An 18,378-nucleotide genomic window follows, 5' to 3' on the forward strand; every position below is an offset into this window, starting at 1 on the left:
ACTAAAGAATAATCATAATTCGCATTTTCTGATGATGAAATTTGATTATTTTTTCTCTTAAAAGCAAAAAAAACCTTCTGTCCCCAGTCAATTTTCTTATTTAATTACTAAATTGACCGTTATCATAGGGTAAGTCCCTCTAGAGAGGAGAAGGCTGTTCAAAAAAACGAAAGTCTATTAGTTTTGTTGAGAATCTGCTAATTTCTTCTAGCTGTTCCTCTAACCAAAATTCTGCATAATAAAAAAACTCCCTTATCAACTTTGTCTAAAAGTTAATAAAAGAGTTCAGAAGTTGTTTTCACATGAGAGTTGGTATCTGTATCGAAAATCCTCTCATTTTATCTGGTATTCAAAGTCTGAAAAATCGGCATGGTCTACCTCTGCTTAATAAGTGAAAAATACCGATAAATCAACGAAAAATTCTAGCGAATCCCCAACGCAATCCGTGCATAACGGCTCATTTTATCGGTCGTCCATGCGGGATACCAGACTAATTTGACTTCCGGATTTTTGACTTCTGGAATGTCACTTAATGCTTCGTGGATTTGTTCGGTCAAGACATCGGCTAGTGGACACCCCATAGTGGTCAATGTCATTTTGATGACTGTATCGCCTGTTTCTCCGTCAAATTCAATTTCATATATTAAACCAAGATTGACGATGTCAATCCCTAATTCTGGATCAATGACTGTTTCTAATGCTGCTAAGACGCGTTCTTTGATTGCTTCGCTTTCTACTTCTGTATAAGGCATAGTCGCAACCTCCTTTGATGATCTGTTCAAATAATAACTTGTTTTCTTCCCTTTGTAAATGGCTGTTTCTGTCCTTTTTTACCCTTTATGGCCGATTTTTTTTGTTGACTTTCAACTCGGGAAAGACACCAGTCGTTTTAAAAGTCCGCTGCTCATCATCTGTTGCAAAGCGTCCTGTAATCGATTGGGTCGGCACAAAATTGATAAAAGCATTCTCATCTGCTTCTAGAACGGCTTGTTCCAGATCATAGATTTCATAACGGGTAACCACCATCATGATCATGTTTCCGGGAACACCAGAATATCCTCCCACGGAAGGCAGCAGCGTCATTCCACGAAACACATGCTTAGAAATATTTTTACCAACCGATTCTGCTTTCGTAGTAATAATCAATGCCGTCACTTTTTGATGACTGGTATGAAGCATATCTACCACATAACTCATAGCAAAAATCGAAATAATCGTATATAAAGCACTTTCCCACGAAAAAACAAACCCTGATAGCATCACGATGATACCATTCAGCATAAACATATATTTACCGACAGTTTTTCCTGTCGTTTTTGACAAAATCAATGAGAGGATATCCATTCCTCCGGTAGTGAAACCCATTTTTAAGGAATAAGCGACGCCGACACCAAGCAGTACGCCACCAATCAATGAATTCACAAGAATATTATTAGTGATTTGACCTTGAGGCAAAATCATGGTCAACAAAGAAACGACTACCACATTAACAAAACTCATCCACGTGGAAGCTTTCCCCAGCTTGATAAAGCCTAAAATAAAGATTGGCACATTTAATAGAAAAATAAACAGACCGGTACTAAGATGCAGACCAAATTGCTCCAACCCGACTGCTACGATCAACTGGGCAACGCCATTCATTCCTGCAGAAAGCACTTTTGCAGGGATCAAAAAGAAGTTTAACGCAATCGCTGCTGTCAATCCTGACAACAAGACAACCCCGATTTTTTTCAGTCTTTCCGACTGCTGATGCTTTGTCCATAATTTACTCACTATGCCATTTCTCCTTCACAAAAAATCTCCTTCCAAAGAATAGCAGTTTGCGCCAAAAATTGAAACAATTATTTGCAAAAATTTAGTTTCTTCCCCTCTTTTTTCTGTCTCATGGTAAAATCAAAGAAAATGGAAAGGATGATGTTCGTGGCAAAGGAAGCAAGTTTCGATGTTGTATCGGAGATCAATACAGAAGAAGTAAAAAATGCCATCCAACTGGCAGAAAAAGAATTAAAAAATCGTTTTGACTTTAAAGGTTCGACTGTTGAAATCAAAATGGATGGAAATAAATTAACGATTGTGGGGGATGATGAATTCAAACTTGAGCAAATCAAGGACGTGTTAAGCAGTAAACTTATCAAACGCAGCGTACCGACCAAAAATATCCAATTCTCCCAAACGGAACATGCACTGGGGGCGAAAGCTCGCCAAACAGCCGATCTGATCAACGGCATCGATAAAGAGCATGCCAAAAAAATTACGACAGCTATCAAAAATGCAAAATTGAAAGTGAAAACACAGATCCAAGACAATCAGATTCGGGTCACTGGCAAAAGCCGCGATGATTTGCAAGAAGTCATCCAGCTGTTGCGCAAGCTTGATTTACCGATTGACTTACAATTTACCAATTACCGTTGATTCCTCTCGGTACCAATCATAGACAGCCTCAATGGTCTATGATTGGTGCTGAGGGTTTTATTTTTGCCAGAAATGGTCCATTGCCTCGGTTAGCTGCTCTGGTCGAAAACAAGTTTGGGCGTGCTGCCAATGCAATGGAAAGAGTTGCTGGTAAGCCTTCGTTTGGAACCGTTGATCCAGCAAAAGGATCACGCCTCGGTCTGTAGAATCCCGAATCACTCGGCCTGCTGCTTGCAGCACTTTGTTCATGCCGGGAAGTCGATAGGCATAAGCAAAACCGGCGTGTTTTTTTTCTTCATAATAATCCCGAATCAATTCTTGTTCATGATTGATCTGCGGCAATCCGACACCAACGATCGCTGTACCAATCAGGCGTGTGCCTTTTAAATCAATCCCTTCCGAAAAAATCCCTCCTAAGACGCAAAAACCAATCAAAGAAGTCTCGTGGGCAGAATCTGTGGTGTCCTCTTTAAATTCCGCTAAGAAATTTTCCCGTTCTGTTTCGTTCATTGCGGTATCCTGGATCAGCAGTTTGATCTCGGGATAGGCTTGCCGAAATGCTTCTGCTACTTCGTCCAAATACTGATAAGAAGGAAAGAAAACCAAATAATTGCCGGACTTGGCGTGAACCATGCGATAAAGCGCATCGATGATTGCTGGCAAACTGGCTGTCCGTTGCCGGTAAGTGGTTTGAATATAATTGGCAATCAGAATTTTTTGATTCGCTGGATCAAATGGACTTGGCAAACGATAACGCAATGCCTCTTCTCCACCTCCAAGCACTTCTTGATAGTAATCAAGGGGCGTGAAACTGGCAGAAAACAATAAGCTGGCTTTACCTTTGTCCAACACTTGTTCCAGAAAAGGAGCCGGTTCAATACAAAATTGACGGAGGATCATCTCGTATCGTTTGATTTCTACAGTTGTTTCGTAGTGATCATCATAAAACTCAGCAATTTTCAAAAAGTGATTGACTTCAAAATAGCACTGTAAGACCGCCTCTTGCGAAGGATGCTCGGGATTTGCCGGCAGCCATTCTTTCATAAGTTCTGCTAATTTTGTCAGTTGCTTGTTCATGGTTTCATGGGGTTCTTTCTGGTGATGGTATTCCCAATGATCTGTCTCAGCGATTTTTTCGATCGTAGAGAATTCTTTCGCTACTTTATTCAATGCCCGACGTAGTTTTTGTTGGTCCGCAGGTAATTGTTTACGGAGCTCTTTAAACGTGCTGCGATGAATCTTTGCCGAGTACATCTCTTTGGAACGATTTACTAAATTATGCGCTTCATCAATTAAGAAAAAGTAGTCTTCTTCCGGTTCTTCAAAAAAACGGCGGAGATAAACAGTTGGGTCAAACAGATAGTTATAATCACCTATGATGACGTCACAAAATACGCTCACGTCCAACGAAAGCTCGAAAGGACAGACGGTATGCTTTTGTCCATAAGCTTCAATCACTTCTCGCGTAATTTGATTTTCATGATGAAGCAGATCCCACAATGCTTCATTGATTCGATTATAATAGCCATTCGCATATGGGCAATGTTCCGGCGTACAATTCCGTTCATCTAAAAAGCAAATCTTATCCTTGGCTGTGATGGTGACACTCTTGGTTTCGCTGCCCTTATCAGCTAATTGGGTCAACGCATCTTCAGCCACCTGACGGGTAATGGTTTTGGCTGTCAGATAAAACAACCGATCGCCTTCCCCTTCCCCCAAGACTTTTAAGGCTGGAAAAATCGTTGAAATGGTTTTTCCAGTCCCCGTGGGTGCTTCCGCAAATAAACGCTTGCCGTTTTTCAATGTCTTGTAGGCCGCAGCCGCTAGTTCCCGCTGTCCTTTTCGATAGGTCTCGAAAGGAAATTTCAGTAACTGCAGTGAAGTATTTCGAACCCGGCGCCAATTTTCCTGAAACACCAGCCATTTATGGTACTCCTTGATTAAGTGGGTATAAAATGCAGTGAGTTCTTCTGCTGTAAAATGGCGACGGACACGGGTGATCAGCTGTTCCGTTGTCTGATAATAGGTCAATTGCACCTCAATTTCTGCCAGCTTTTCTTCTTGAAGGTAAATGTAGGCGTAAACCATTCCTTGAGCAAAAAATAAATCAATTTGGTCTGCGGGAATATCTTCAAAGTAGGGTTCAGAAGTCTTGATTTCATCAATTACCCAACACTGTTTTTCTTCATCGTAAAACAAGCCATCTGCACGGCCCTCGATCGTCAATTTATCCTTTTCGATCTCACTTTCAATTCTAAAAAAGACCTCTTTTTGATAGGCATCACCGGCTTCTTTTTGCAAGCGGCGATGAATACGCGCCCCCTCTTGGGCAGTATGGTTACTAACTTTGCGGCTATCAATATCACCTCGACGGAGGATAAACTCAACGATTTTTCGAACAGCAATTTTTCCTTTGTACACTTGATCACCTTCTCGGAGTTATTATATCGGAAGCTTTGCTGATTTAAAAGCGAACAGAAAAAGGGCTGTGCCATAAGTCACCTACAAGTAACACTATCCGAAAAATATCTATCATTGCTCCTGCGGTGCAGTGGCTCCTCGTCGAAAAACTCAGAGGAATCTGTAGCAATAGAATATGATTCGGTTTCACTTGTTGGATGATGACTTGTGTCACAGTCCCTTTCTTATTTTAGCTTAGTGATCGTTGCTAGCGATCTGTCAACGTGGGTCATAAACGCTAGTCAAAGCATCACTGAGGATAACGTTGAGCATTGCTAGAGATATCCAAAGCCATTTCTATGCGTGATTTCATTTTTAAATCAATTGTCCTTTTGCTATTGATCTACTTGGACTTCATAACGAACATTGTTTTCATCATATGCCCGATTGGTGGCCTCGTCATAGTGAAATTTCAGTTCCAGTCCATCGGCTCGCAGGTACAAAGTTTTTCCGTCAATGGAAAAAGAAGCCCCTTGAAAGGTGGTTTCATAAATTTCAAAAGGATCATCTTTCAAACGAAGATTGGCAGATGAAAAATTTTTATCAAAATCTGCTTGAATCGTTTCATTTCTTTTTTTAAGTGCAGGTCCACTCAAATTTTCATCATTGCTGTTTTCTGTCATCGGCAGGTATTGTTTGACAATTGTCAATTCCTTTCCCTGCAGATCATAGACACCTTGGCTTTGCGGAAATTGACTGCTTTCTTCTTGGATCAGCATCAAATCGATATTTTCAGCATGGGTACTACTGAGTTTCGTCGCCGTTGACGACGTCGGTTCGCTCGTCTTGATCGCCTGATTTTCTTGTCCGCAGCTTGCGAGTAACAAACTACAGAAGAATGCATATAAACCGAAACATACTTTCTTATTCATGTTACCGCCTCCACTATTTCCATAATTAAGGATGCTAAATTAATTCTAGTATAACAGTGAATTTTTTTTAGGGAGGTTTCTTAGAAAAATTTTCGAGATAGTTTTATAAAAACGACCTTATTTTTAATCAAACTACCTGTTTTGTTGTTTTTTTTTAATCTCTAGCCTTCTTTTTGCCTTTTCCTCGTATCCAGTAACAAGCATTTTTGCTTTTTTCCTGTACCGCTAGACACACATGGATTCGGTAATCATTGGGAAAGTTAAAAAGCTTTTTTTGTTTCCTCGAATACTTTAAGCTATACTAAAGGAAGAATCAGAGGAGGTTAAAACATGAAAATTATCGGCTTAGTTACCGGCCCTGTTCAAGAGAATTGTTACTTAGTTTGGCAGGATGAGCATTTACTGATCATTGATCCAGGCGCCGAGGCGGAACGAATCATTGCAGAAATCGAAAAAACCGAAGCGAAACCCAGTGCAATTTTGCTGACTCATACCCATTACGATCATATTGGCGCAGTGGATCAGCTGAGAGATTACTACACGATCCCTGTTTATGTCAGTCCACTAGAACAAGAGTGGTTGGGAGATCCTCTTAAAAATCTTTCTGGGCGGCACCCTGATTTGGGCGGCATTACTGCCCGACCTGCAGAATATGAATGGGAATTAAAAGATTATCAAATCGATGGTATCTCCTTCCGGGTCGTGGCGACTCCTGGTCATTCCATTGGCAGCGTAAGCTTCATATTTGACGATTTTGTCGTTTCAGGAGATGCGCTCTTTAAAGGCAGTATCGGTCGAACAGATTTGCCAACAGGTAATTTAGAGCAATTGCTGACAAGTATTCAATCTGAGCTATTTATTTTGCCAAACCAGTTAGCCGTTTTCCCTGGACATGGGGAACCGACAACGATTGAAAATGAAAAGCGGACCAATCCATTTTTTAATTAAGCAGAGGAGGAATTGTTATGGCAAGAACGGAATTATATGTCGTGCGACACGGTAAGACCATGTTCAATACATTGCAACGGGTTCAAGGCTGGTGTGATACCCCATTGACTCGCGCAGGGGAACAAGGGATTCATTACTTGGGTCTTGGACTGCGGGAAATCGACTTCGTTGAAGCGGTATCCAGTGATAGTGGCCGGGCGATCGAAACGATGCGCTTGATCTTAGGGGAGCATGTAAGTGGACCTCAAATTCCCTATCATATCGACAAACGGATCCGTGAGTGGTGTTTTGGTTCTCTTGAAGGTGGCTACGATGCAGAAATGTGGGGAGTCATTCCTCGAGTATTAGATTTCCCCGATTATGACAATATGATTGCCAGCCATGTCAGCTTTGAGGCCATTGCCAATGCGATCCATCATGCAGATACTGCTAACTGGGCCGAATCCTTTGACGAGTTGACTGAACGGGTCAAAACTGGCTTTGAAGATATTGCCTATCGTGTGGAGAAAAAAGGCGGCGGCAATGCGCTGGTTGTCTCACACGGTTTAACGATCGCCTTCTTGCTGCATTTGATCAACAACGAAAACAATGTGCGAATGGACATCGATAACGGGTCAGTTACTCGGTTGATTTATGAAAACGGCGAATTCACAATTGCCGAAGTCGGTAGCACCGAATATATTAAAAAGGGACTTAGCCTTTCCCATGATCTACTAGCTTAATTTTTCCGATTCATTATTCATTAAAAAAGAGCAGTTTCTTACTGGAACAGAGCCTAAGCATTCGATTCTTTCTAGTAAGAAAATCTGCTCTTTTTTAGGAAGTATTTGGTATTTTCCCTTAGAACAGGTATACTATGTAATGTATTTCACCATACGAGAAAGGACTGAACAAATGTTTTTTGCAAATTTTATTAAAGCCATCCTTTTGGGAATCATTGAAGGCATTACCGAGTGGCTGCCAATTAGTAGTACCGGTCACTTAATCCTTGCAAATGAATTTATTGGGTTAAAATTAAGCGCAGAATTTATGGCCATGTTCAACGTTGTGATCCAGCTAGGTGCGATCTTAGCGGTCATCTATCTTTACTTTCATAAATTGAACCCATTTTCGCCCACAAAAAATGCACTGGAGAAGAGAAATACTTGGACACTCTGGTCGAAAGTCGTCATTGCTGTTTTGCCATCGGCAATCATTGGTTTGCCACTGGACGACTGGTTGGACGCACACTTTTATAATTTCCTTTCCGTCTCGATCGTTTTGATTGTTTACGGAATCGGATTTATCGTGGTTGAAAAGAGAAACAAAACCAAAGAACCAAAATGCACCGATTTGAATAAGTTTACTTATAAGGCTGCATTGATTGTCGGAATGTTTCAAGTGTTAGCACTGATTCCTGGGACTTCTCGTTCCGGTGCCACGATTCTTGGGGGAATCATGATTGGCGCTTCACGGTTTGTCGCAACAGAATTCTCATTTTTCTTAGGTATTCCTACTATGTTCGGTGCAAGTGCATTGAAAATCGTTAAATTCCTAAAAGATGGAAATGCCTTTGATTTGCAAGGAACGGTTATCTTATTAACGGGTACCGTCGTCTCCTTCATCGTTTCTGTCTTAGCGATCCGCTTCTTGATGAATTATATCAAACGAAATGATTTTACTTTCTTTGGTTGGTATCGCATCATCCTAGGTGCGATTTTGATCGGTTACTGGCTGATCAATCTATAGAAAAAAGCTGCGATGCCATTTTTGGCGTCACAGCTTTTTTATTTGCGGTTAGGTATTTTTGATGACCATGCCGTCAATAATATCCACAGCACCTTCTGTATCGTTGATGATGGTTTCAAAACGTTCATAAATGTCTTTCCATTTAATGATCTCTAGAACATCTTTTTCATTGGTAAAAAGACCTTTCTTCAATTTTGAATACAAAAGATCCGCTTCAGACTCAATGCAATTGACATCATTGATCATTTGACGCAGTGTTTTTGAATTTTTGAACTTAGGAAACTCTTTTAAGGCAGTCTGAACCCCTTGAGTGGCTTGCTCGATCATTTCAGCGAAAGCAACGGTTTCCGGCCGCAGCGACGTGATCACAAGATTTTCGAACAAGTACGTCAAGCCCATGATACCATCTAAAATATCGTCTAATCGTTCGGAGATGATCAAAATATCTTCTCGATCGATTGGTGTGATAAAGGAATCATATAATTCATTGGTTAATTCGGTGATGACTTCGTCACCTTCTTTTTCTAATGCATGAATTTCTGTCGTCGCTTCAGTCAGTGAAGCTTCGGAATAATCATTCATCAGCATCAAGAAACGTTTTGCGGCGAGATGTCCATTGGTTGCTAATTGCTCCATCGCTGCAAAGTAATCAAAACTTTTTTTTCGTGCCATTCTTCTCTCTCCTTACAAAATCACAAGTAATACTTTTACCATGACATAGGCAATCAAGCCACAGCCAGGGAAAGTTAGGATCCAAGCGTAAATCATTTCTTTCACGATGCGCCAATCCACGCTGGAGAAGCGCCGGGACGCCCCAACACCCATGATGGCCGTTGTTTTTGTATGCGTTGTCGAAACTGGGATCCCGAACACGGAGGATAGGAACAAGCAGATTGCAGCAGTCAAATCCGCAGAAAACCCTTGGTATTTGTCCAGTTTGACCATATCCATGCCGACAGATTTAATGATTTTCATCCCACCGACAGAGGTGCCGATGCCCATCGTCAAAGAACACAACGCCATTACCCATAGAGGAATGGCAAACCCATCACCGCTTTTTTCCACAATATTATTGTAGTAAAGGCCTAACATAAAGACCCCCATAAATTTTTGACCATCTTGAGCGCCGTGTAAAAAAGCATTGGCGCCAGCAGCGACTGCTTGTCCAATCGTAAATACTTTGTTTGCTTTACGTCGAGACGTTCCCCGGAAAAGCCAAACGATCAATTTGGTGATGATAAAACCGCCAATGAAACCCATCAGCGTTGAGACTACAAGACCAATCAGCACTTTGACCCACTCTTGACCATTGACTGCATGCAATCCGCCAAGAGCCATTGCCGCTCCTGTCAGTCCGGCAATCAATGCATGGGATTCACTGGTAGGGATACCAAAGTACCATGCCGCAACCGTCCAGACAACGATTGAAAAAAGTGCGGCAGCTAAAGCGATTTGTGCAACGTGAAACCCACCCGCTGTATCAAAACTAACAATGTTACTGATTGTTTCAGCAACTTGCGCATTGAAATACGTCATTACTAGAACCCCAAGGAAATTCATCACAACCGCCATGCCGATAGCGACATTTGGCCGTAGGACCCTAGTAGAGACTGCCGTGGCAATTGCATTTGGAGCATCCGTCCAACCATTGACAAAAATAACGCCTAATGATAGAACGACTGTTATTACTAAAGCCATATTCACATTTATACACCTCATTTAAAAATTCCGAAGTAATCATAGCATAGAAAGAGAACAAAGTGTAAACTTTTTGTAAGTATTCATTAAAAAATATGTAAAGGATTAAAATAATGATACAGAACAAGAAAAAAAATCTGGCAAAAACATATTTTTTCGTGTTAAGTAAAATTTCTTTACAACTTTTATTGCAAATGAAACCGGCATTAGGTATAATGACTAGTGTTGATTTATACGTTTCAAACGTATAAGAACTTATTTTTGGAGGTGAAATATATGCCAAACATTGAATCTGCAATCAAACGTGCTCGCACAAGCGAAGCGGCTAATGCTAAGAATTCATCTCAAGTAAGCACAATGCGTACAGCAATCAAAAAATTTGATCAAGCTGTTGAAGCTGGTGCTGATAACGTAGATGCGTTATATAAAGATGCTGTTAAAGCAATCGATATGGCTGAGACTAAAGGATTGATCCACAAGAACAAAGCTAGTCGTGACAAATCTCGTTTAAGTAAAAAAATTGCTAAATAAGCAAATTAAAGACGAAGCAATCAGTTGATTGCTTCGTCTTTCTTTTATACTCTTATTTTGCCGTGTTTCAACACAAACAGCTGAAATAGAAATTCTTTATCGATCTGCCCGCTTTTGACTAAATAATCGTTTTCGATCAGTTCATGGTACAACTCTGCTAATTGCTTTTCATTGAATTTTCTTGCCTGTTGCATCGCTAACTTGACCCGATAAGGATGGATTTTCAACGTTTCAGCGATATTCGATTGTTGATAGCCAACCTTCATCAATATTGCAGCCTGTAAAAGCAAACGTACTTGTCCAATCAAGATTGCATTGATTTTGATGGTTTCTTCTCCTTGCAGCAGCAAATCATCATATAGCTGCCACGCATCGGCGACTTTCCCTTGCAACACATCATTGGTCAACTCGAAAACATTGTGTTCCAATGTCTTGGGGATCAATTGCTGAACGATTTCTTTGGTGACCTTCGCTTCTTTGCCGGCGTATAGCCGCAACTTTTGAAGCTCCTGCATGGCTTTTGACAAATGAAGGTCCGTTAAACGCAAGAACAATTCAAAGGCCTCTCTCGTCATTTCAATGCCATCATTGGTCAAGGTTTGCTGTAGGTAACGGCGAACATCGGCTTCTTTCATCGGTGCCACATCGATGATGACCCCGGCTTTTTTCAACTGCTTCGTAATTTTCTTGCGCTCATCCAGCTTGTCATATTCCGCAAAAATCACCAAAACAGCCGTATCCATCGGATTTTTTAAATAAAGCAAAAAATCGTCAATGTCATGTTCTGGAACATTGGCTTTTTTTTCTGCCGTTAGAAAAAATGGCCGCTCCACAAAGATCAACCGCTGATCGCCGAAAAACGGCAGCGACTGGGCCTCTTGGATCACCAGATCCAACGGTTCTCTCTCCATATCAAAAGAAGCAAAATTCAAGTCGTCTTTTGAAACATCAAAACGCGTTAAAAATGCTTGGCGGACTTGTTCTTGTAAAAATTTTTCTGTGCCTGTGACTAAATAAACTGGTTGCAGAGATTTCGATCGAATCTCCTGCAACGCTTTTTGCAGTTCCATAGATTCCCCCGCTTTCTTATCCATCCTATCATCATTCTAGCGGATAGTCTAGCCACGTTTCCAGCCGTTTAACAGAGCGCCAATTGGACCAGCTGAAGCGGATCATTCCCTGTTGATCCGTCCTCAAAATCCTTCTTCCTTCCATCGCTTCCAAAACTTCGGCATGGGGATGCCCATAGCGATTGTCTTTGCCGCAAGAGATGATCCCTATCTTAGGGGAAGTCGACTCGACAAAACGAGGAGACGTGGCAGTACGGCTACCATGATGTCCTAATTTCAATACATCTGTCTGAAGCTGAGGATATTCTTGAATCAGCTTTTCTTCCCCTGTCTGATCTAGATCCCCGGTCAGTAAAAAGACATTCTTTTCAACTTCAGCCTTTAAAACTAGCGAATCTTCATTTTCTCCAGCACCAGATTCAGGTGCCAGTACAGTAATGGAAAGGTCCTTACCGATGGTTTCCCCCACTTTTGTCCAATGAACAGTCGTTCCTTTAGGAAGCTGCTTGATCAACGCGGCAATCTGCGGATGATCTTCACTTCCAGGGACTAGATAGACTTTTTTTACAGGAATCGCTGTCATTAATGCCCGTGCATTTCCCATATGATCAGTGTCTCCATGGGTCAAAAAAAGCCCATCGATTTGCTTGATCCCCTCTCCTTGCAAAAAAGGAATCAAAGAATAGTGCGCATTTGCTTGATATGAGCGTTGCTGCCATCTTTCCCTTGGAAAAGATAGACTGCCGCCGGTGTCGATCACATAAACCTCTTGATTAAAAGCCGTTTGCAAGACGATACTGTCTCCTTGTCCAACATCGACAAACGTAACTGCGGATGGTACAAAAAGACGCTGCGACAGCAGGGGAAAAAGCAAGCTGAACAGTAAACAAATGATCCATTGACGACGCTGATAAAAGAATAAACCTGCAAGCATACAACCAATAGCTAGTCCCATGGGAATACTTCCGGTAATGAGAGCAATGTTTCCTAAAGAAGCAATCACCGATTCTCCGATACTTATCACCTGTTCAATCCCTTGACCAAGTTTGGGCATTTCCGGCAGAAAAAGACTGATCGTGAAGAATACGGAAAAAAGAGGTAATAAGAGACCTTTGAATAATGGGAGCACAAGCAATGTCAAAAGTCCACCTACCAAAGGAAATTCATAAAAAGCATACATCATGAATGGCGCGGCGAGAATTGGCAAAAATAGCGCATGCTTCACTGAATGATTCAGTGTTTTTTGCATAAGTAATAAAAAAGTCATCAAAAAACTCAATTGACCAGCGGTTTGCATAAAAACTTTGGGATCGATCAGCAGAGTCAAAAAAAGAACGATCCCATAACGATCACAAGCAGAAAGACGCCAAGAAGTCCCACTGAGAAAAAAGGAAGTGCCGTAGGATAGAACCCCTCGAATCACACTAATCGTGCCGCCAAAAAACACTGCGGCCGTCAATATCAGCACCAGAACCGGGATCCTCATCCCTTCTTTGGTAAACTTCCCTCGTCTCAGTCCTTTTTCTACCCAAGTAAAAAAGAACGTGATATGCATACCAGATACTGTGAAAAAGTGCAGCAATCCGCTGCTACTGAATAGTTGACGAATCTCTTGAAATTCTTGGTCTTTATAGCCAAACAGCAATGCATTGATGTAAGTGGCTAATCGTTGTGGAAAAAACTGCTGCACATGAGTCACAGCGGCTGCACGCCACTTGCGAACTGAAAAAATTCCAGTATCTGGTTTGCTGGCGACAATCTCCTTAATCGTTACTGTTCCCAGAATGTTCCTGCCCGATAAATAAAAGGAATAATCAAAGGCATGCTTGTTGCGACTTGTTTCAGCTTCCTTAAACTCTCCTTGTATCCGCAAATATTTCTGCCAGTGTTGACGAATCATCCACTGTTCTTTTTCGGCAAAAGAAGCCACTTGATAACGGCCCATCACCTTGCCAGCTGGCAACTTTCCTTCAAAAGTCACTAAGTCACCGTTGATTTTGATAGTATCCGAATAAACGAGCAGCTCAGTAGTTAACGGACCTTCTTCCAGCGAATGATTTTGGAAAGTGACCATACGCAATCCTAACAAGAAACTACCTACAAAACAAAGCAGCACTATTACGAAGTGTTTTTTTAACAGGAGGACAAAAATGAAATAAGCAGCCAATATAAAAAAAAGAACAGATTTCAAATAGAAACCTGTTACCCAGCAGCCAATGATCACTCCGGGAAAAAGTAAATGATCAATGCATGTTTGTCTCTTTAGCCCCATTTAAGGCACCAAAAGATAATTTTTCAAAATACGCCGGATCAAGATCAACTTGGTGGACGGTAGCACCTACTTGTTGAATCAAATCTAGCGCGTATTGGTTATTGCGATAGTCATTCAAATAATGAATTTTCTTAACGCCAGCCTGCAGAATGGCTTTTGTACAAGGCAGACAAGGAAAATGTGTTACATAAATCTCCGCATTGTCCGTGGAGACCCCTAGCTTGGCGCATTGCAACAATGCATTCATTTCCGCATGGATCGTGCGGATACAATGCCCATCAACCACATAACAGCCTTCATCAATACAATGGACATCTCCACTGACTGATCCGTTATAGCCGCCGGCAATAATGCGCCGATCCTTGACTAATGTCGCACCGACTTCTAATCGAGAGCATGTGCTTCTGAGAGAGAGCAAAACAGCTTGAGCCATGAAATACTGATCCCAGGGGATTCGTTTATTGCCTTTTGTTGGTTGGTTTAGAATATCTTGTGGCTGATTGTTTTTCCTTTCATCGCTTGTCATCTGCGTACCTCCTGTTCTATTGATCGATTACACGATTTTTTCTAATATACTATACCCTTAACGATTAATCTAGAGGGCTATCAGGAATTTTAGGATCCTCTAATCCATTCACTTATGCTTGATTTAATACTGCTACCGTCAATGAAATTGTTTTCCCAAAATGATTGTCCTACCTGCTGGGTGGATAATCTGTCTGCTAGTCTGCTATCACCTTACACCATGTTTGTCTCTAACTATCTCCTGTATCTTGTATCACCAAAAATTTTCTACAGGGGTTTAATTTAGGCCCTTACTGATTCATTTCAACCTTTCCTTATGTTTGAGAATGTCATTGTAAAACCATTAGCGACAAGGCCTGCCGATACAAGACATCCACTTTCAAATGGGGTGGCAGTAATCCCCCCATCCTTCTTCTTTCATCCTTCTTCTTGCGGCTTATTCCCTGCTTTTTGGTGGCTTCACTACAAGTACAACTTGCGAAGTTTGAACATTTTTTTGAAATCAACACCCAACGTATAACAATCTTTCAGGTGCTCGTAAGAAAAATACGCCTTTTAGCTATTTTTTTTCTTGAATTAAACCAATTAGCTTTTTTATACCTCTTTCCAGCTTTTTTTATTTTTTACATCCATTTTCAGAAAAAGATTGGAAATTTCCCTGCCGCGAAAGTTATATACTTCGTTTTGTAAGAAAAGAGGTGGACAAACAATGAGCAATCGCAGAACAAATCAGCTTTCGCCTCCCAGCAAGCTGCTCCAAAAAAGATATTAGACTTAGAAAGAAGCGATTTGATGAATGAGAAAAAATTGTCTTTATTTGGCTTTTTTGCCCTAACAGCTTCAATGGTGCTAACCGTCTATGAATATCCGACTTTTGCCACATCACAACTCCATTTGGTTTTCTTCTTATTATTAGGTGGCATCTTATGGTTTTTGCCAGTTGCACTTTGTGCAGCGGAAATGTCGACAGTAAAAGGGTGGCAAAACGGCGGGATATTTAGCTGGGTCAGTGAAACTTTAGGAGAACGGTTTGGCTTTGCTGCCATCTTCTTTCAATGGTTTCAGATCACCGTTGGCTTTGTTACAATGATATACTTTATTCTAGGAGCACTTTCTTATGTATTGAACTTCCCCGCTCTCAATACTGATCCATTGATGAAGTACATCGGTTTGCTGATTATTTTCTGGCTCCTCACATTTTCACAGCTAGGGGGAACCAAAAGAACGGCAAAAATCGCAAAAGCAGGATTTATTATTGGGATCGTTATCCCTTCTATCCTCTTATTCGTTCTTGCCGCCGCTTACTTTATCGGTGGGAATCCGATTCAAATAACCATTAGTGAAAAAGCGTTTATCCCCGACTTCTCAAAAGTTTCGACTCTCGTGGTATTTGTCTCATTTATTTTGGCTTATATGGGTGTGGAAGCTTCAGCTTCACACATTAACGAATTGCAAAACCCACAAAAAAATTACCCATTGGCGATGATTCTGCTAGTTATTCTTGCCATTGCACTCGATGCGATTGGAGGCTTTTCGGTAGCAGCGGTGATTCCGCAAAAAGAATTATCTCTTAGTGCCGGAGTCATTCAAACTTTTGAGTCCTTACTGCTCCACTTTAATCGCCATCTGGGCTGGTTGGTGAAATTGATCGCATTGATGATCGCATTTGGTGTCATGGGTGAAGTCAGCTCGTGGGTCGTCGGCCCTTCTCGGGGAATGTTCGCTGCAGCACAGCGCGGACTGCTGCCAACCTTTTTAAGAAAACATAACAAACAAGGTGTCCCTGTTCCTCTGATCATGATTCAAGGAATCATTGTTTCAATCTGGGGTGCTGTTCTGACATTTGGCGGTGGCGGCAACAATTTATCTTTCTTGGTAGCTATTTCATTGACAGTAGTTATTTATTTAATCGGCTATTTGCTGTTTTTCTTAGGCTATTTTGTTTTGCTCTTTAAGAAAAAAGACCTCCCTCGAACCTATAATGTTCCAGGAAAAACAGTCGGCAAAACCATTATTGCAGGATTGGGATTGATCATGTCTCTACTCGCATTATTCGTATCATTTTTCCCACCATCTTCGATTCCTGCCAGTGAAGACAGAACCTACCAAGTTATCTTATTGATTAGTTTTATCGTTACATTGTTATTACCATTCATTCTCTATGAACTTCATGACAAACGAGGAAAAGAAGCTCAGATCGACGAACCGGTTCATATGAAAACAGGAGATGTGAACCCTGCAACGTATCCGAGTGCTCGAGGAGAACACCATATCGTTCAAAATGAGAAGTATACAATCAAACATTAAACGATTACTTATTAGGAGGAATTACTATGTTATATGGAAAAGAAAACCGTGAAGAAGCAGACTATTTAGAACCAATTTTTGGGGCTGCCTGTGAAGGAGAAGATTTACCGAAATACAAACTCAATCCACAATCTGTTGAACCGCGAATGGCTTATCAACTGGTACAAGATCAGCTATTGGATGAAGGAAATGCCCGCTTGAATCTAGCAACGTTCTGTCAGACTTACATGGAACCAGAAGCAGTCAAACTTATGACACAAACGTTGGAAAAAAACGCCATCGACAAATCCGAATATCCGCGAACCGCTGAAATTGAAAATCGTTGTGTGAATATCATCGCGGATCTATGGCATGCCAGCAAAGAAGAAAAATTCATGGGAACTTCTACCATCGGCTCATCAGAAGCCTGCATGCTTGGGGGGATGGCCATGAAATTTGCTTGGCGCAATCGGGCAGAAAAACTTGGACTCGATCTAAATGCGCATAAGCCAAATCTAGTCATCTCCAGTGGTTATCAAGTTTGTTGGGAAAAATTCTGTGTCTACTGGGATATCGAAATGCGAGAAGTTCCCATGGATGAAAACCACCTATCGATCAATCTTGATAAAGTCATGGACTATGTGGATGAATATACAATCGGCATCGTGGGAATCTTAGGAATCACCTACACTGGTCGCTACGATGACATCAAAGGGTTGAATGATCTAGTTGAACAATACAATCAAACCACGGATTACAAAGTCTATATCCATGTGGATGCTGCTTCTGGCGGTTTGTATACGCCGTTTACAGAACCCGATCTTGTTTGGGATTTTCAATTACCGAATGTGATTTCCATCAACACTTCTGGTCATAAATACGGATTGGTGTATCCTGGTGTGGGCTGGGTACTTTGGCGCGATCAATCCTTCTTACCTCAAGAACTTGTATTCAAAGTCAGCTATTTGGGTGGCGAATTGCCAACGATGGCCATCAACTTCTCTCATAGCGCTGCGCAATTGATTGGTCAATACTATAATTTTGTGCGCTATGGTTTTGATGGATACAAAGCGATTCATGACAAGACCCATAAAGTCGCTTTGTATTTGGCAAAAGAAATCGAAAAATCCGGTCTTTTCAAAATGATCAATGATGGTTCACAGTTGCCTATCGTCTGCTATCAGTTGAAAGATGATCCAAACAGAGAATGGACATTGTATGACTTAGCGGATCGGTTACTGATGAAAGGTTGGCAAGTACCAGCTTACCCATTGCCAGTCAATTTGGATGATCAAATTATCCAACGTCTAGTGATTCGTGCTGACTTTGGCATGAACATGGCTCACGATTATATCCAAGATATGAAAGAAGCCCTTGAAGACCTCGATCAAGCCCATCTTGTCTACCATAAAAAACAAGAGATAAAAACATACGGCTTTACCCATTAAAAGGATCCACACGTTGGTTTAAACTTTCCCAAAAACAACGACGAAAGATTTAATCAGGCTTCCTATTCTTGAGCTGTCCCCAGCAATGAATTATCTTTCGATCATCCTTTGATCCATGATAAGAGAGC

16 protein-coding genes are annotated in these 18,378 nt (G+C 41.2%); 7 read left to right on the top strand and 9 right to left on the bottom strand.

The window, feature by feature from the left end:
• Positions 1 to 422 precede the first annotated feature (422 nt).
• Together Q0A12_RS12480 and Q0A12_RS12485 are read right to left on the bottom strand one after the other, a co-directional pair.
• Positions 423 to 752, bottom strand: a complete 330-nt coding sequence (locus Q0A12_RS12480) for a metal-sulfur cluster assembly factor (RefSeq protein WP_291292976.1) — start codon at positions 750 to 752, stop codon at positions 423 to 425.
• Between the two features lie 85 nt (positions 753 to 837).
• The gene (locus Q0A12_RS12485; protein WP_291292977.1) at positions 838 to 1,773 is read right to left on the bottom strand and encodes a YitT family protein; all 936 of its coding nucleotides are present in this window, start codon (positions 1,771 to 1,773) and stop codon (positions 838 to 840) included.
• Between the two features lie 147 nt (positions 1,774 to 1,920).
• On the opposite strand from Q0A12_RS12485, the gene Q0A12_RS12490 reads away from it, so the two are divergent.
• On the top strand, positions 1,921 to 2,412 hold the full coding sequence (locus tag Q0A12_RS12490; protein ID WP_291292978.1) for a YajQ family cyclic di-GMP-binding protein: 492 nt from the start codon (positions 1,921 to 1,923) through the stop codon (positions 2,410 to 2,412).
• Positions 2,413 to 2,469: 57 nt separating this feature from the next.
• Here Q0A12_RS12490 and Q0A12_RS12495 read toward each other — a convergent pair whose 3' ends face one another.
• The gene (locus Q0A12_RS12495; RefSeq protein WP_291292979.1) at positions 2,470 to 4,833 is read right to left on the bottom strand and encodes an ATP-dependent DNA helicase; all 2,364 of its coding nucleotides are present in this window, start codon (positions 4,831 to 4,833) and stop codon (positions 2,470 to 2,472) included.
• Between the two features lie 374 nt (positions 4,834 to 5,207).
• The gene (locus Q0A12_RS12500; RefSeq protein WP_291292980.1) at positions 5,208 to 5,744 is read right to left on the bottom strand and encodes a hypothetical protein; all 537 of its coding nucleotides are present in this window, start codon (positions 5,742 to 5,744) and stop codon (positions 5,208 to 5,210) included.
• A 330-nt stretch (positions 5,745 to 6,074) separates the two neighbouring features.
• On the opposite strand from Q0A12_RS12500, the gene Q0A12_RS12505 reads away from it, so the two are divergent.
• The 3 genes from Q0A12_RS12505 (at position 6,075) to Q0A12_RS12515 (ending at position 8,420) form a co-directional block, all read left to right on the top strand.
• Positions 6,075 to 6,692 carry an MBL fold metallo-hydrolase gene (locus tag Q0A12_RS12505; protein ID WP_291292981.1) on the top strand — a complete coding sequence of 206 codons (618 nt, stop codon included), beginning with the start codon at positions 6,075 to 6,077 and terminating at the stop codon, positions 6,690 to 6,692.
• 17 nt (positions 6,693 to 6,709) lie between these two features.
• Entirely contained in the window at positions 6,710 to 7,414 is a 705-nt protein-coding gene (locus Q0A12_RS12510) for a histidine phosphatase family protein (protein WP_291292982.1), read from the top strand.
• A 172-nt stretch (positions 7,415 to 7,586) separates the two neighbouring features.
• Positions 7,587 to 8,420 carry an undecaprenyl-diphosphate phosphatase gene (locus Q0A12_RS12515; protein ID WP_291292983.1) on the top strand — a complete coding sequence of 278 codons (834 nt, stop codon included), beginning with the start codon at positions 7,587 to 7,589 and terminating at the stop codon, positions 8,418 to 8,420.
• 48 nt (positions 8,421 to 8,468) lie between these two features.
• Here Q0A12_RS12515 and Q0A12_RS12520 read toward each other — a convergent pair whose 3' ends face one another.
• Positions 8,469 to 9,092, bottom strand: a complete 624-nt coding sequence (locus tag Q0A12_RS12520) for a DUF47 family protein (RefSeq protein WP_291292984.1) — start codon at positions 9,090 to 9,092, stop codon at positions 8,469 to 8,471.
• A gap of 12 nt (positions 9,093 to 9,104) precedes the next feature.
• Positions 9,105 to 10,124: an inorganic phosphate transporter gene (locus Q0A12_RS12525; RefSeq protein WP_291292997.1), complete on the bottom strand. Its 1,020-nt coding sequence runs from the start codon at positions 10,122 to 10,124 to the stop codon at positions 9,105 to 9,107.
• Between the two features lie 270 nt (positions 10,125 to 10,394).
• On the opposite strand from Q0A12_RS12525, the gene rpsT reads away from it, so the two are divergent.
• The gene (gene rpsT, locus Q0A12_RS12530) at positions 10,395 to 10,649 is read left to right on the top strand and encodes a 30S ribosomal protein S20 (RefSeq protein ID WP_054116817.1); all 255 of its coding nucleotides are present in this window, start codon (positions 10,395 to 10,397) and stop codon (positions 10,647 to 10,649) included.
• A 44-nt stretch (positions 10,650 to 10,693) separates the two neighbouring features.
• On the opposite strand, the gene holA is transcribed toward rpsT, so the two are convergent.
• From holA to Q0A12_RS12545, 3 genes are all read right to left on the bottom strand, one after another.
• Positions 10,694 to 11,719 carry a DNA polymerase III subunit delta gene (gene holA / locus Q0A12_RS12535; RefSeq protein ID WP_291292998.1) on the bottom strand — a complete coding sequence of 342 codons (1,026 nt, stop codon included), beginning with the start codon at positions 11,717 to 11,719 and terminating at the stop codon, positions 10,694 to 10,696.
• Between the two features lie 31 nt (positions 11,720 to 11,750).
• Entirely contained in the window at positions 11,751 to 13,808 is a 2,058-nt protein-coding gene (locus Q0A12_RS12540; RefSeq protein WP_291292985.1) for a DNA internalization-related competence protein ComEC/Rec2, read from the bottom strand.
• A gap of 154 nt (positions 13,809 to 13,962) precedes the next feature.
• A complete protein-coding gene (locus tag Q0A12_RS12545) occupies positions 13,963 to 14,517 on the bottom strand; it encodes a ComE operon protein 2 (protein ID WP_291292986.1) in 555 nt (184 codons plus the stop codon).
• A gap of 791 nt (positions 14,518 to 15,308) precedes the next feature.
• On the opposite strand from Q0A12_RS12545, the gene gadC reads away from it, so the two are divergent.
• Both gadC and Q0A12_RS12555 read left to right on the top strand, forming a co-directional pair.
• Positions 15,309 to 16,823 (top strand): glutamate:gamma-aminobutyrate antiporter, encoded by a 1,515-nt coding sequence (gadC, locus tag Q0A12_RS12550; RefSeq protein ID WP_291292987.1) that lies wholly within the window; start codon positions 15,309 to 15,311, stop codon positions 16,821 to 16,823.
• A 26-nt stretch (positions 16,824 to 16,849) separates the two neighbouring features.
• Positions 16,850 to 18,250: a glutamate decarboxylase gene (locus tag Q0A12_RS12555; protein WP_291292988.1), complete on the top strand. Its 1,401-nt coding sequence runs from the start codon at positions 16,850 to 16,852 to the stop codon at positions 18,248 to 18,250.
• Positions 18,251 to 18,378: the final 128 nt, after the last annotated feature.

The sequence above is a fragment of the Enterococcus sp. genome (assembly GCF_022711995.1).
Taxonomy (GTDB): Bacteria; Bacillota; Bacilli; order Lactobacillales; family Enterococcaceae; genus Enterococcus_D.